The 13,353-nt window shown below is 61.4% G+C and carries 13 protein-coding genes; 6 read left to right on the forward strand and 7 right to left on the reverse strand.

Going from position 1 to position 13,353, the window contains the following annotated elements:
* Positions 1–13: 13 nt before the first annotated feature.
* Positions 14–802, reverse strand: coding sequence for a cyclase family protein (locus tag CAK95_RS10205; RefSeq protein ID WP_086091324.1), 789 nt, complete (start codon positions 800–802; stop codon positions 14–16).
* Positions 803–886: 84 nt separating this feature from the next.
* Between CAK95_RS10205 and CAK95_RS10210 the strand changes: the two genes are divergently transcribed.
* The 4 genes from CAK95_RS10210 to CAK95_RS10225 all read left to right on the forward strand — a co-directional run bounded on the left by CAK95_RS10210 (position 887) and on the right by CAK95_RS10225 (position 5,168).
* A complete protein-coding gene (locus CAK95_RS10210; RefSeq protein ID WP_157699583.1) occupies positions 887–1,834 on the forward strand; it encodes a Bug family tripartite tricarboxylate transporter substrate binding protein in 948 nt (315 codons plus the stop codon).
* Between the two features lie 18 nt (positions 1,835–1,852).
* The gene (locus tag CAK95_RS10215) at positions 1,853–2,707 is read left to right on the forward strand and encodes a MaoC/PaaZ C-terminal domain-containing protein (RefSeq protein ID WP_086087823.1); all 855 of its coding nucleotides are present in this window, start codon (positions 1,853–1,855) and stop codon (positions 2,705–2,707) included.
* Positions 2,707–3,861 carry an acyl-CoA dehydrogenase family protein gene (locus CAK95_RS10220; RefSeq protein WP_086087824.1) on the forward strand — a complete coding sequence of 385 codons (1,155 nt, stop codon included), beginning with the start codon at positions 2,707–2,709 and terminating at the stop codon, positions 3,859–3,861. Before CAK95_RS10215 ends, CAK95_RS10220 begins: the two co-directional genes overlap by 1 nt.
* Before the next feature lie 179 nt (positions 3,862–4,040).
* Complete coding sequence (locus CAK95_RS10225) at positions 4,041–5,168, forward strand: CaiB/BaiF CoA transferase family protein (RefSeq protein ID WP_198343824.1); 1,128 nt, start codon at positions 4,041–4,043, stop codon at positions 5,166–5,168.
* A 65-nt stretch (positions 5,169–5,233) separates the two neighbouring features.
* On the opposite strand, the gene CAK95_RS10230 is transcribed toward CAK95_RS10225, so the two are convergent.
* From CAK95_RS10230 to CAK95_RS10240, 3 genes are read right to left on the reverse strand one after another with little or no spacing between them, the layout of a single operon-like run.
* Positions 5,234–6,784, reverse strand: a complete 1,551-nt coding sequence (locus tag CAK95_RS10230) for a DHA2 family efflux MFS transporter permease subunit (RefSeq protein WP_086087826.1) — start codon at positions 6,782–6,784, stop codon at positions 5,234–5,236.
* On the reverse strand, positions 6,784–7,914 hold the full coding sequence (locus tag CAK95_RS10235; RefSeq protein WP_086087827.1) for an HlyD family secretion protein: 1,131 nt from the start codon (positions 7,912–7,914) through the stop codon (positions 6,784–6,786). Before CAK95_RS10235 ends, CAK95_RS10230 begins: the two co-directional genes overlap by 1 nt.
* Positions 7,907–8,335, reverse strand: coding sequence for a MarR family winged helix-turn-helix transcriptional regulator (locus CAK95_RS10240; RefSeq protein WP_245303699.1), 429 nt, complete (start codon positions 8,333–8,335; stop codon positions 7,907–7,909). Before CAK95_RS10240 ends, CAK95_RS10235 begins: the two co-directional genes overlap by 8 nt.
* Positions 8,336–8,601: 266 nt before the next feature.
* On the opposite strand from CAK95_RS10240, the gene CAK95_RS10245 reads away from it, so the two are divergent.
* Positions 8,602–8,979, forward strand: coding sequence for a carboxymuconolactone decarboxylase family protein (locus CAK95_RS10245; protein WP_086087829.1), 378 nt, complete (start codon positions 8,602–8,604; stop codon positions 8,977–8,979).
* Positions 8,980–9,120: 141 nt separating this feature from the next.
* Positions 9,121–10,062, forward strand: coding sequence for a glucokinase (locus tag CAK95_RS10250; RefSeq protein WP_086087830.1), 942 nt, complete (start codon positions 9,121–9,123; stop codon positions 10,060–10,062).
* Between the two features lie 113 nt (positions 10,063–10,175).
* On the opposite strand, the gene CAK95_RS10255 is transcribed toward CAK95_RS10250, so the two are convergent.
* From CAK95_RS10255 to CAK95_RS10265, 3 genes are all read right to left on the reverse strand, one after another.
* Positions 10,176–11,435: a S41 family peptidase gene (locus CAK95_RS10255; protein ID WP_086087831.1), complete on the reverse strand. Its 1,260-nt coding sequence runs from the start codon at positions 11,433–11,435 to the stop codon at positions 10,176–10,178.
* 84 nt (positions 11,436–11,519) lie between these two features.
* Positions 11,520–12,092, reverse strand: a complete 573-nt coding sequence (locus tag CAK95_RS10260) for an O-acetyl-ADP-ribose deacetylase (RefSeq protein WP_086087832.1) — start codon at positions 12,090–12,092, stop codon at positions 11,520–11,522.
* 177 nt (positions 12,093–12,269) lie between these two features.
* A complete protein-coding gene (locus tag CAK95_RS10265; RefSeq protein ID WP_086087833.1) occupies positions 12,270–13,337 on the reverse strand; it encodes a patatin-like phospholipase family protein in 1,068 nt (355 codons plus the stop codon).
* Positions 13,338–13,353: the final 16 nt, after the last annotated feature.

Consider the following 13,353-nt stretch of genomic DNA (forward strand, 5'->3'; position numbering starts at 1 on the left):
CAGCAGACCAGAACTATTCCTCGAAGATCGCCACCGCGCGCGTCCAGCCTGCTGAACCGCCTTTCACCTTCACCGGAAAACACGACACCATGAAGCCGGTCGGCGGCAGGTGTTCGAGATTGTGCAGCTTCTCGAGATGGCAATAGCCGATGTCGCGACCGGCCTTGTGGCCTTCCCAGATGATCGACGGATCGTGCGTCTTCGCATAGGTCTGGGCGGTGAATGAGAACGGCGCATCCCAGCTCCAGCCATCGGTGCCGGTGACGCGAACGCCGCGCTCGGTAAGATAAAGCGTCGCCTCGCGGCCCATGCCGCAACCGGAATCGACGTAATCAGCCTCACCATATTTCGCGCCGGCGGCCGTATTCACCAGCACGATCTCTAGCGGCAGCAGCGTGTGGCCGATGCGCTCGAGTTCGGTTTCGACATCGCGCGCGGTGACGACATAGCCGGACGGAAAGTGCCGGAAATCGAGCTTCACGCCGGGCTGGAAGCACCAGTCAAGCGGGACCTGATCGATGGTCATTGCCGGCTTCGGCGCGCCAAGCGCGTGATCCATCGTCGGATGATAATGATACGGCGCATCGAGATGCGTGCCGTTATGCGTCGTGATCTCGACCTTCTCCAGCGCCCAGCCGGCGCTGTCCGGCAGGTCGCTTGCCTTGAGGCCCGGGAAGAAGCCGCGGATGCGGTCGATGGTCTGGTCATGCCGCAGATACTCGATCTTCGGCAGAGCGACAGGCGGATCGCTCGCTACGTCGCTTTCCAGGGGGATCGAGATATCGACGATGCGGCGGGCCATGCAATCGGTGTCCTGATATGTTGTCTTTGCGCGTCGACAAGAATAAACCGCTTGCCTGAGGTTTCCAATAAAGGGAGGAATGTGATGTTGATACGTTTGCTGTGCGGCGCGGCCGCGTTGTTGGTCCTGTCCGGCGCAGCGAATGCGCAGAAATACCCCTCCCGCAATATCGAAGTCATCATTCCATTCGCGGCCGGCGGTGGCGTCGATCTGATCGGCCGGTCGGTGGCGGCGTCGCTCGCTGACCAATTCGGCACAAGCGTGGTTGTGCAAAATCGGGATGGCGCGGGCGGCACGCTTGGCTTCGGTGCGCTCGCCAATGCGGCGCCGGATGGCTACACGCTGGGCTTCGGCCCTTCGACGCCGATCGCCAACGCGCCCTATCTCGTGAAGGGCGTCCGCTACAACGTCGAATCTTTCGATTACATCTGTCAGGTGTTCGAGAATGTGTTCGCCATCGCGGTCGGGCCGAACTCGCCTTACAAGACTGCGAAAGAGCTGTTCGCTGCGGCCGGCGACAAGGGCCTCAATTTCGGCCATGCCGGCCTTGGCTCGATCCCGCATCTGTCGGTCGAGAATCTCGCCGAGGCATTGAAGGTCAAAGTGCAGCATCTGCCGTTCCGCGGCGATGGCGCCATGTTGCCAGTGCTGCTGAAGGGCGATCTCGATTTCGGTGCGCCGGCGATTTCGTCGATCCGCGGCAACGATCAGATCAGGCCGCTGGTGGTGTTCTCCAGCAAGCGTCATCCTGCCTATCCCGACGTGCCGACGGCGGCCGAGCTTGGCGTGACGACCGCTGTGCCGCCCGGCCAGAACGGGCTTTATGCGCCGAAGGGTTTGCCCGCCGATGTGAAGGCTGCACTTGAGGCAGCATGCGCCAAGGCGGTGAAGGCCGAAGGCGTGCTGACGGTGACGGGCAAGACCGGGCAGAGCGTTGCCTATCTCACCGGCCAGCAATTCCACGATCAGACGGCGGCCGACTACAAGTTCAAGGGCGAACTGATCAAGCGGCTCGGGCTCGGCGCGCAATAGTCGCCGCGAGGAGCGACGATGCCGATCGATCCCGACAAGCTTGTCGCACTGGCTTTTCCCGATACTGAGCAGAGCTATTCCGAAAAGGATGTGATGCTCTATGCGCTCGGTGTCGGGCTTGGGCACGATCCGCTTGATCGTCGCGAACTCGCCTTCGTCTACGAAAAGAATCTGAAGGTGCTGCCGACCTTTCCGGTCGTGCTCGGCTTTGATCCCTTTCTGCTGCGCGACTACGATACCGGTGTTGACTACTCGCTCACGGTGCACGGCGAAGAGCACCTCACGCAGCACAAGTTGCCTGCGGCATCGGGCACCATCGTCGCACGGCATCGCATCCGCGATGTCATCGACAAGGGCGCGGGCAAGGGTGCGCTGCTGCTGATGGAACGTGCGATCACCGACAAGACGACAGGTGAGCCGATCGCGACCATTCGTCAGACGGTGTTCTGCCGTAGCGATGGTGGCTTCGGCCATGTGCGGCCATCGCCGCTGGTGCATCCGATACCGGAGCGCGCGCCCGACCATGTGTGCGATCTCGTCACGCGCCCGGAAATGGCGCTGATCTATCGTCTCTCGGCTGACACGAACCCACTGCATGCCGATCCCGATGTTGCCAAGGCGGCAGGCTTTCCACGGCCGATCCTGCAAGGCCTTGGCACATTCGGCGTCGCGGGACACGCGCTCCTTCGCATAATGTGCGACTATGATCCGTCGCGTCTGCGGTCGATGTCCGGGCGCTTCTCGGCGCCGGTCTTTCCCGGCGAAACGATCCGCACCGAGATGTGGCGCGACGGGGATATCATCAGCTATCGCGCGCGCGTCGTGGAGCGTGATGTGATCGCGGTCAATCATGGCCGTGTGGAGGTGAATTAATGCGCGACGAAGAACTATCGGCTATTCGCGACAGCGTTCGCGCTCTCTGCGCAAACTTCCCCGGCGAATACTGGCGCGAACTCGATCGCGAGCGTGCTTACCCCACGCAATTCGTTGAGGCGCTAACCAAGGCCGGATTTCTCGCCGCGCTGATCCCGGAAGAGTTCGGCGGCAGCGGACTGCCGATGCGTGCCGCCGCCGCGATCATGGAAGAAATCCATGCGTCTGGCTGCAACGGTGCGGCGTGTCATGCGCAGATGTATACGATGGGTACCGTGCTGCGGCATGGCAACGCCGAACAGAAGCAACTTTATCTTCCCGCCATTGCGCGCGGTGAGCTTCGCCTGCAGGCCTTCGGCGTCACCGAACCGACCTCCGGCACCGACACGCTGAGCCTGCGCACCACAGCGACACGCGATGGCGACAATTATATTATCAACGGTCAGAAGATCTGGACCTCGCGGGCGGAATATTCCGACCTCATGCTGCTGCTGGCGCGCACGACTTCACGCGAAGAGGTGCAAAAACGCACCGATGGCCTTTCCGTATTCCTCATCGATATGCGTACGGTGAAGGACAAGGGTCTGACGATCCGGCCGATCCGCACCATGATGAATCACGCGACGACGGAAGTGTTCTTCGACAATATGCGTGTGCCGGCAACATCGCTGGTCGGCGAGGAGGGCAAGGGCTTTCGCTATATTCTGTCCGGCATGAATGCCGAACGCATCCTGATTGCAGCCGAATGCATCGGCGATGCGAAGTGGTTCATCGACAAGGCCTCCGCTTACGCGAAAGAACGCGCTGTGTTCGGCCGGCCGATCGGCCAGAACCAGGGCGTGCAGTTCCCGATCGCGCGCGCCTATGCGCAGATGCGCGCCGCCGAACTCATGGTGCGCGAAGCGGCGGAGCTTTACGAGCAGGGCGCCGATATCGGTGAGGAAGCCAATATGGCCAAACTCTTGGCTGCCGATGCGTCATGGGCTGCGGCCGACATGTGCGTGCAGACATTCGGCGGCTTCGGCTTCGCGGAGGAATATGACATCGAGCGCAAATTCCGCGAGACGCGGCTCTATCAAGTGGCGCCGATCTCGACCAACCTGATCCTGTCATACATCGCCGAGCATGTGCTGGGCTTGCCGAGGTCGTATTGAAGCCGGTGGCGTGGAGCCGCTATTCTTTACCTTCGTCATCGTCGGGCTTGTCCCGGCGATCCACATCTTGTTTTCTGCTAAAGAAAGTCGTGGATGTCCGCGCAGACAAGTTTACGTAGTCTGCGCAAGCTTGACTGCAAGCGCGGGCATGACGGCGGAATATGTAGCGGCATTGAATCATGACCCTTCCCCTCGCAGGCCTTCTCGTCGTCTCGCTTGAACAGGCCGTGGCGGCGCCGCAGGCGACCTGCCGGCTGGCCGATGCGGGCGCGCGGGTGATCAAGATCGAACGGCCGGAAGGAGATTTCGCGCGCTCTTACGACGACTATGTGCACGGCGAGAGCGCCAATTTCGTCTGGCTCAATCGCGGCAAGGAATCGGTTGTGCTCGATCTTGCGCGTGAAGCAGACAAAGCGCTGTTCGCGGCGCTGCTCGCGAAGGCCGACATCTTCGTGCAGAACCTCAAGCCAGGCGCGATCGCCAAGCTCGGCTTTCCGATTGCGCAACTGCGCAAGAAACACCCGCGCCTGATCTGCTGTTCGATCTCAGGCTATGGCGAGACCGGGCCGTTCGCATCGCGCAAGGCTTACGATCTCCTGGTGCAGGCGGAAGTCGGGCTGGCGTCGGTGACCGGTGGGCCGGAGGCTCCGGCGCGGGTTGGCTTTTCGGTCGCCGATATCGGCGCCGGCATCAATGCCTATCAGGCCATTCTCGAAGCCTTGATTGCGCGTGGCCGGACTGGTGAGGGTGCGGAGATATCGGTGTCGCTGTTCGATGCGATGGCGGAATGGATGACGGTGCCGCTCCTCTCGCACGAAGGTGGCCATCCGTTCAAGCGCATCGGGCTCGCGCATGCGGCGATTGCGCCTTATGGCGTGTTCAAGACGAAAGATGGCGCGGACATCCTGATCTCGATCCAGAACGATCGCGAATGGCGTGTTCTTGCCGGCAAGGTGCTGGCTGATGTGGCGCTGGCCGACGATCCGCGCTTCGCCACCAATCGCGCTCGTGTCGATCATCGTGCGCTGACCGATGCGCTGGTCGGCGCCGTATTCGCAAGCTTCGATGTCGAGCCGCTGATGGCGATGCTGCAGCAAGCGGATATCGCTTTCGCGCGCGTCAACGATTGCGCGTTGCTGTCGCAGCACCCGCATTTGCGGCGAATCACCGTGGAGACCCCGAGCGGGCCTGCGTCGTTGCCGGCGCCTGCAGCGTTGTTCAACGAGAGCCGCAGTTACGGGCCTGTACCTGCACTGGGGGAACATACCGAGAGGGTGCGCACGGAGTTTATGGGTGCTGGCGATTAGTTGCGCGCCGGAGCCTGTCATCGGGCGCATCCCGTTGGCGGGACCGAGCGGAGGAGGGGTGGGGGCTAATCCAACACCGCCTCATGATCCCCGCCACGCGCGGGCGCCGTTGTCTTGCGGATCAGGAACACCAGCGGAATGGCGGCGATGGTCAGGAGCATCAGCAAGTAAAAGTCGTTGCCATAGGCGATGATCGCCGCCTGCTGCGTGATCAGCGCATCCATCATGGCGCGGCCCTGATCGGTCGCCATGTTCAGGATCGAGGCGACATCCTGCATCTTCAGTGCGTCATGGAACGGCGTGATATATTCGGTCAGATGCGCGTGCATCTTCACCGTGGTGTTTGTCAGCTCGGCGATGACCATCGAGATGCCGATCGACGAACCGATGTTGCGGACCAGTGTCAGAATGGCCGCGCCATCGGTGCGCAGATGTCCCGGCAGGGTTGCGAAAGCGACGGTGGAGAGCGGCACGAACACGAGACCAAGGCCGACGCCCTGCATCACGCTGAAAACCGTGATGGTGCGCGACGACGTGTAATCGGTGAAGCCGGTCATCTCCCAGAGCGTGAACGCGGTGATGATCAGGCCAGTCAGGATCAGATAGCGCGCCTGAATGATTCTCAGCAGACGCCCCACCATCATCATCGCGACCAGCGTTCCGATGCCGCGCGAGGCCAGCAGCAGGCCCGCCGACAGGATCGGGTAATTAAGAACGTTCTGCAGGAACGGCGTCACCAGCGCCATGGTGCCGAACAGCGTGACACCGATCAGGACCATGAACAGGCAGCCGCTGACGAAATTGCGGTCCTTGAACAAATCGAAGCGAATGAACGGGTTATTCGTGGTGAGCGAATGCGCGAAGAAGAAATAGAAGCCGACAGCCGACACGATCGCTTCGATCCAGATTTCCGTCGCCTCGAACCAGCCGACCTGTTCGCCACGATCCAGCATCAACTGCAGCGAGCCGATGCCAACCGCGAGCGCGAGAAATCCGAACCAGTCGAATCGCAAGCTGTCCTGCGGCCTGGTCTCGTCCATGAAAATCAGCAAACCGATGGCGGTGACGATGCCGACCGGCAGGTTCACCAGAAACACCCAGTGCCAGGAATAATTGTCGGTGAGCCAGGCGCCGAGTGTTGGGCCCATGATCGGGCCGAGCATCACGCCCATGCCCCAGATCGCCATTGCAGAGCCGCGTTCCTCCGGCGAATAGGAACTCAAGAGCACCGATTGCGACAGCGGCACCAAAGCCGCGCCGCCCATGCCTTGCAAAAGACGGAACAGCACCATCTGCTCGATACTCTGGGCGACGCCGCAGAGCAGCGATGCGAGCGTGAAACAGATGACGCAGATGATGAACAGCTTCTTGGTGCCGAAGCGGTTGGCGAGCCAGCCGATCGGCGCGGTCATGATTGCTGCGGCGACGATGTAGGACGTCAGCACCCAGTTGATCTGGTCCATCGAAGCGCCGAGGCTACCCTGCATATAGGGCAAAGCAACGTTGGCGATCGTGGTGTCGAGAGCCTGCATGATCGTGGCGGACATGGCGCACACGGTCACCAGGGTCCGGCGCGCGCCGGCGGGTAATGGAGCTTGTGCGCCGGCCGTGGTCATCAGTGGACTTCGTGTGCTGCTGAGGTAAGGCCGAACAAGCTAGCCAGCGTCCGGTTGTGCTTGGTGTCGATCGACACATTCACGCTCATACCGGCGCGCAACAGATGCGTGTCCTCGCCCGGATCGAAGGCGATACGCACCGGTACGCGCTGCACGATCTTGACCCAGTTGCCGGTCGCATTCTGCGCCGGCAGGATCGAGAATTGCGCGCCGGTGCCAGGGCTGACGGACTGTACAATACCGTGGAAAGTGCGGTCGGGGAATGAGTCGACATCCAACGTCACCTGCTGGCCAACACGCAGATTGGTGATGTCGGTTTCCTTTGGATTGGCCTCGACCCATGGCGCGCTGTCATCCATCACGCTGAACACAGGCGTGCCGGCGGTGACGAAACGGCCGAGCTGGATGGCGTCAACCTGGGTGGCGATGCCGCCCATCGGCGCGCGCAGCTTGGTGTGATTGAGATCGCGTTCGGCCTGGTCGAGCACGGCCTTGGCCTGGATGTAAGCCGGAAATTTCTCGATGGGCAGATTGGGATCGCCGAGCAATTGGTTGAGCGTGTCTCCTCGCTGCTGTTCGGCATATTGGGCTTGCAATTGCGCCGATACCAGCGCTGAGATCGACGTGTCGAGATCGGCCTGCGTGCCGACGGCCTTGTTGACCAGCGCCTGCTTCCGCTCGACGTCGCGTTGCTTCAGCTCCACGCTCTGCTTGGCGTATTCGGCAAGCTTGGTCAGCGAGGCGAGATTGGTCTTCAGGTTGTTGAAGTCGGTCCAGACTGAGGCAAGTTTGCTCTGCGCCTGCGTCAGCGCTAGCTTGAACGGAACGGGATCGATCTCGAACAGCGGATCGCCCTCGGCAACATGCTGGCCTTCCTTGACATAAATCTTATTGATCTTGCCAGAGATGTCCGGCGTGATCAGCACCTTCTGCGCACCGACATAAGCGTTGTCGGTCGTGATGTAGCGGCCGCCATAGAGATAGAAGGTGAAGCCAGCGGTGGCCGCAATCAGCGGCACGACGACAAGAAGGATGATGCGCAGCCTCGCGCGAATGAATTTCATCGCAGAGCCGGTGCGTGAGCCGGCAGTCTCCGTGGTTCCCGGCATCTTCAGGACGTTATTACGCATAGTGCTTCTCTTTTTCTTCCAGCTTCTCTTCAGCGTTTTCTTGCAGCAGGCGGCGCAGGTTCTCTTTCATCGCGCCGAGATAGGCGAGGGCCGCGTCGGTTTTTTCCGGAGGCTGCCCTTCGAGGATTGCGTTCATCAGCTCGTTGCCGAGCGCGTCGAGGTGCTTCATCAGCGGCTGCGCCGCCGGCGTCAGAAACAGCCGTTTGGCCCTGCGATCATTGGGGTCGGCGCGTCGCTCGATCAGGCCGTTGTCACAAAGCCGGTCGACCAGGCGGGTCACGGTGATCGGCTGCAGATCCAGCATCTCGGCCAGTTCGGATTGTTTCAGCCCCTCATTCGCCTCGAGCCGCTTCAGCACTGCCCATTGCGCGCGGGTCATGCCGAAACGGCGGGCCACCTGGTCCGCATAGGTTCGGAGCATTCGGCCTACGTCATTGATTAAAAAGGCCATTTCTCGATGAGGATGGCGGGGGGGCATGATGAAATTCTCTCTGTAAGCAGAGATAAAATAAGCAAGCTTATGTTTTGTTCAAGGCGTGCAGTGCACAATTTCTGAGGCATCGTCATGGGTCAGCCGAGAGCCGGCGCCTGCCGTCCCCACATCTGTAAGAAAGTCATGGATGCCCAGTGCAAGGCCGGGCATGAACGCTGGCTTCGACAAATCCAACGATCCAAAGGACGCGATCAATGAACAAGGACATGTACGACAAGGGCCTCGCCATTCGCCGCGCGGTACTGGGCGATGCCTATGTCGATACGCAGCTCAAAAACGCCGACGATTTCAATCGCCCGCTGCAGGAACTGGTGACCGAGTATTGCTGGGGCGCCGTGTGGGGCCGGGAAGGGCTGCCGCTGAAGCAGCGCTCGATGCTGAACCTTGCGATGATTTCGATCCTCAATCGCCCGCATGAATTGAAAGCGCATATCAAGGGTGCGCTGACCAACGGTGTGACCAAGGAAGAAATTACCGAAGTGTTCCTGCAGGTCGCGATCTATGCCGGCGTACCATGTGCGGTGGATTCTTTCCGTATTGCGAAAGAAGTTTTCGCTGCGGAAGGTAAATAACCGACTTGACGATTGTCATGGCCGGGCCTGGACCCGGCCATTACTTTTCAACCCCCTCGAAATAGCTGTTGGCACGACGATAGGGTTGCGGGAACTTTATATCCGTGTGTTTGTTGATCTAGGTTCATTTCCAGAGGGACAATGTCAGAGATTCTGGTTGCCGATATCGGCGGGACCACGAGCCGCGCCGCGTTTGCATCTTTTGGCCAAAGGCCGGGCAACATTGTCACCATCGCAAATGACAGCATCGATGGGCCGGAAGGCGTGTTTGAGCGCATGCTCGATGGTGTCAATGACTTGCCCCGCGCGGCCGTGCTGGCCCTCGCCGCACCGATCAATGGCGACGAAATCACGCTGACCAATCGTGACTGGTGCTGGCGTCTGCCGGATCTTTCGGCGCGATTCGGTATTTCGTCGATTCACGCGGTCAACGATTTCGAAGCGCTGGCATGGGCTGTGCCGTCGCTGAACGACGGCGATCTGCAGCCGATCGGTGAAGCCAAATCCTTTCCGCATGGCGTGAAACTGGTCGTCGGTCCCGGCACCGGGCTCGGCACGGCGGCGCTCGTGCCTGTTCGCGACGGCTATCAGGTGATCGCGAGCGAAGGCGGGCATTGCTCGTTCGGTCCGGCCTTTGCCGACGAGGAGCCAATCTTCCGCAGGCTCGCGGAAGAGAAGGCGCCACTCTCGGCCGAATGCATTGTGTCGGGTCCGGGTCTCGAACGTCTGCATGTCGCAATGCATCCCGGCACGATGAAACTGAAATGCGAGATGATCGTGATGCAGGCGCGCGCGGGAAATCGTGAGGCGCGTGCGACGATCGCGATGTTCGTTCGGTTGCTCGGCCGTTTCGCCGGCGACATGGCTTTGGCCTTCAAGGCGACGGGCGGTGTGTATATCGCTGGCGGTGCCGCGACAGGTCTGGGTACGCTGTTCGATGAACGATTGTTTCGCGCGGCTTTCGAGCGTCATCCGCCGCATGAAGCGCTGCTGAAGGATATTCCGTCCGCGCTCATCACCTGCATCGAGCCCGGTTTAATCGGGTGCGTTGCGGTGGCTGAGCGAATTCTGCAACGCCAATAACACGGACTCTCTTTCTCCGCTCATTCCCGCGAAAGCGGGAATCCAGCGCAAAAAACTTTGGGGCCCGTCTTTGCAGGGACGAGCCGAAGACATTGATCCAGTGCGCTTGAATTCTAATGCATCAGCTTGCGGCTGAGTTCGGCGACGGCGCGCTCGAATTGCGGGTCTGCGCCGGCGGAATAACGGATGTCGTATGGCACCGCGATGTCCGGTGACACACCGACATTCTCCAGTCGCTGGCCGTCGATCCTGACATCGTTCACCGCCAGCACCAGCAGGCTGTTGTCTTTCAGGAGAAATCCGCGCCCGGCGAGCACTGCGCCGGCGCTATGGCTGCCGATCAGTGGCACCGCGGCATGCTGCAAGGCCCGTGCGAAAATTTCCATGCTGCTGCGCGTGTTCTGGTCGATGATGGCGACCAGCGGTTTCCGCCAGCGCGCCACGACAACTTTTTCCTGTCCGTCGCGGTCGATAACGGTCATCTCGCGGGAGCGTCCGAGAAACAGATCGGCAGCTTCACTCGCCGAGCCGCCCCAGCGGCTACGCAGGTCGAGCACAAGACCGTCGGCGTTGCGCAAGGTTTCTGACGCGATCATTTCCGTCAGCAGCGAATGCATGCGGCCGGCCGCATAGGTCCAGACACGCAGATAGCCGATGCGCAGGCCATCCTTTTCGAATGTCCGGGCGCTGCTGCGGATCGCGTGGCGCAGGGCGGTGTTCGGCTGGATCCAGGCCACCGGCACGGCGATGTCGATCGGAGCCGCATCGGCCGTGCGCCGGATCGAGACCGTGACGCTCTCCCCCGCGCGGTCCTTGAACGATGCGATCGGCCGATATGGCTTGCCGTCGACCGCGATAATCTCGTCGCCGGTCTGCAGTCCGGCGTGCTGCGCAGTTGAGCCATGATAGATCTGCGTGATGAATAGCCGGCCATCGATGTTCCGTGTGACGACGCCGATACCCGCATAATCGACGCTGCCGCCCGGCACGATCGCATGACCGCGCTGATCCGTCCCGGCCGGACGGAACACGTCCATCAGCTCGTAATACTCGATCTGGTCGGGCGTATAGCGCGCGGTATGCGACGCCTTCAGCGCCGGCAAGGCGCGCATGATCGCCGATTCAGCGTCGGCGAGGGAGCGCATGGTCTGGCGCTCCGAGGTGAGTATCGTCTCAAAGGCTGCGAGGCCATGCCGATTGTAGAAGTTGTCGATGACGATCTGGCGCGCATGGTCGAGGAATTCGCCCGGCTCCGGCTGATGCGCTTCCTGCTGGGCAGGTTTCGACACATCGGCTGGCGCTTCGGCCTGAACCGGGGCGGCAAGCACAAGAAAAGCGAGGACGGCGGCGAGCCTCGCGGCGTGCTTTTGCATAGCGGCCTCATCAGCAGTCGTCGTACCCGATCGCGAGTGTCGAGTGAGATTCCGCCAAAATTCGGTCCGAGGGGACACGCGGCATCAAGCTAATCCCATCTCCGCCAGCGCTTCGACATGGCATTGCGCCGATTGCGCGGTGAAGCAGCATAAGACAACGCGCGTGAGGCCAAGTGGCTTGGCCGACAACTCGGACACCACGGTGCCGCAGGCAATGCGCGCCGCGCGTTGCGGCGGAAAGGCATAGGCTCCGGTAGAAATTGCAGGGAAGGCGATGCTGGTCAGCCCGTTTTGCGCGGCGAGCATAAGCGAGACGCGGTAACATGAGGCGAGGAGAAGTTCTTCCTTGGGCCGTTCGGTGTCGTCAACGCGCGCGCCCCTCCAGATCGGCCCGACAGCATGGATCACATGCCCCGCTTTCAATCGATAGCCGCTAGTGATTTTTGCATCGCCGGGCTCGCAGCCGCCAAGCGTCTCGCATTCCATTTTCAGTTCCGGACCTGCTGCCCGATGGATCGCGCCATCGACACCCCCACCGCCCAGCAAGGTGCGGTTCGCGGCATTGACGATGGCATCGACATCGAGCGTCGTGATGTCGCCGATCAGAAGATCGATATGCGCGCCGCCGGCTTCGACGGTGAGGAGGGGTGTGGACATGGCGGCAGCCTACTCCACACCACCCAATCCGTCACGCTGAGGTGCTCGATGCGGAGCATCGAGCCGCGAAGGGCGACGCCCGGTAGGTTGCGGCTTTCGGGCCGTCGATCCTTCGAGGCTTGCCCTGCGGGCGCGCACCTCAGGATAACGGGTTTGAAGCTTTCGATTGTCGGGAGGCTAAGCCGCCGTTTCCTTCACCAGATCAAATGTCGAGCGCTCGCCGATATCGTCGAAATGCTGATCGAGGAACCGGCGCGCGGCCCGGCGGCCCGCACGATGCAAAAGCGCGAAGAAATCGTAATCGTTTTTCAGGCGCGTGCCGGTGCCGAGCTTCTTGTCGAAGCCTTCCAGCAAGATCCGATGCACATTGATGCCGGTAGGACCTTTTCCGTTCTTGCGCACCATGTTGCGCCCGACATATTCCAGTGCGCGCAATTCGGCGGCGAGAGACGACGAGAACGAAATCTCGTTCACGCGGCTGAGGATCTCGCGCGTCGTCGTCGGCGTGTCGTCGCGCTTGAGCGGCGCGATCTGCACCAGCAGCACGTCATCGTCGGGATTGGCTGCGATCAGCGGCAGCATCGCTGGATTGCCGGTGAAGCCGCCGTCCCAATAGGGCTCGCCATCGATCTCGACCGCGCGAAACACATGCGGCAAGGCGGCCGACGCCATGATGACGTCGGCATTGACATCCTCGCGGCGGAACACGCGCAGACGTCCGCTCCGCACGTTGGTCGCCGACACGAACAGTTCGAGCTCCTGGTAATTGCGGATGGCCTCGAAATCGACGAAGCGTTCGATCAGGTCCTTCAGCGGATTGATATTGAGCGGATTGAAATCGTAGGGGCTCAGCAGCCGCGACATGGTGTCGACGAAGAGCTGCATCGGCGAACCGCTGACCGGAAACATCGACAGGACGCGTTCCAGCACGGCGCGCTGCGCATCCGGCAGGTTGCCGCCGAGGCTGGCCGCGCGCCAGAAATCCGCCAGCCGGGTGCGGGCTTCGTCCGGTCCGCCGCGGGCGAGCCCGTCCGCCAGCATGACGGCATTCACTGCCCCGGCCGAGGCACCGGACACGCCGGCAAAGCCCAGCCGTCCGTCTTCGAGCAGATGATCCAGCACGCCCCAGGTGAAGGCGCCATGCGCTCCACCGCCCTGAAGCGCCAGGTTGACCCTCTTGCCGCCCGATTTGCGGCCGAAACCGGTCAGAAGCCGGTTTACGCCGGCCGACATATCTTTCAGCATTGCATTCCCAGGATTT

This window comes from Pseudorhodoplanes sinuspersici, assembly GCF_002119765.1.
Lineage (GTDB): Bacteria > Pseudomonadota > Alphaproteobacteria > Rhizobiales > Xanthobacteraceae > Pseudorhodoplanes > Pseudorhodoplanes sinuspersici.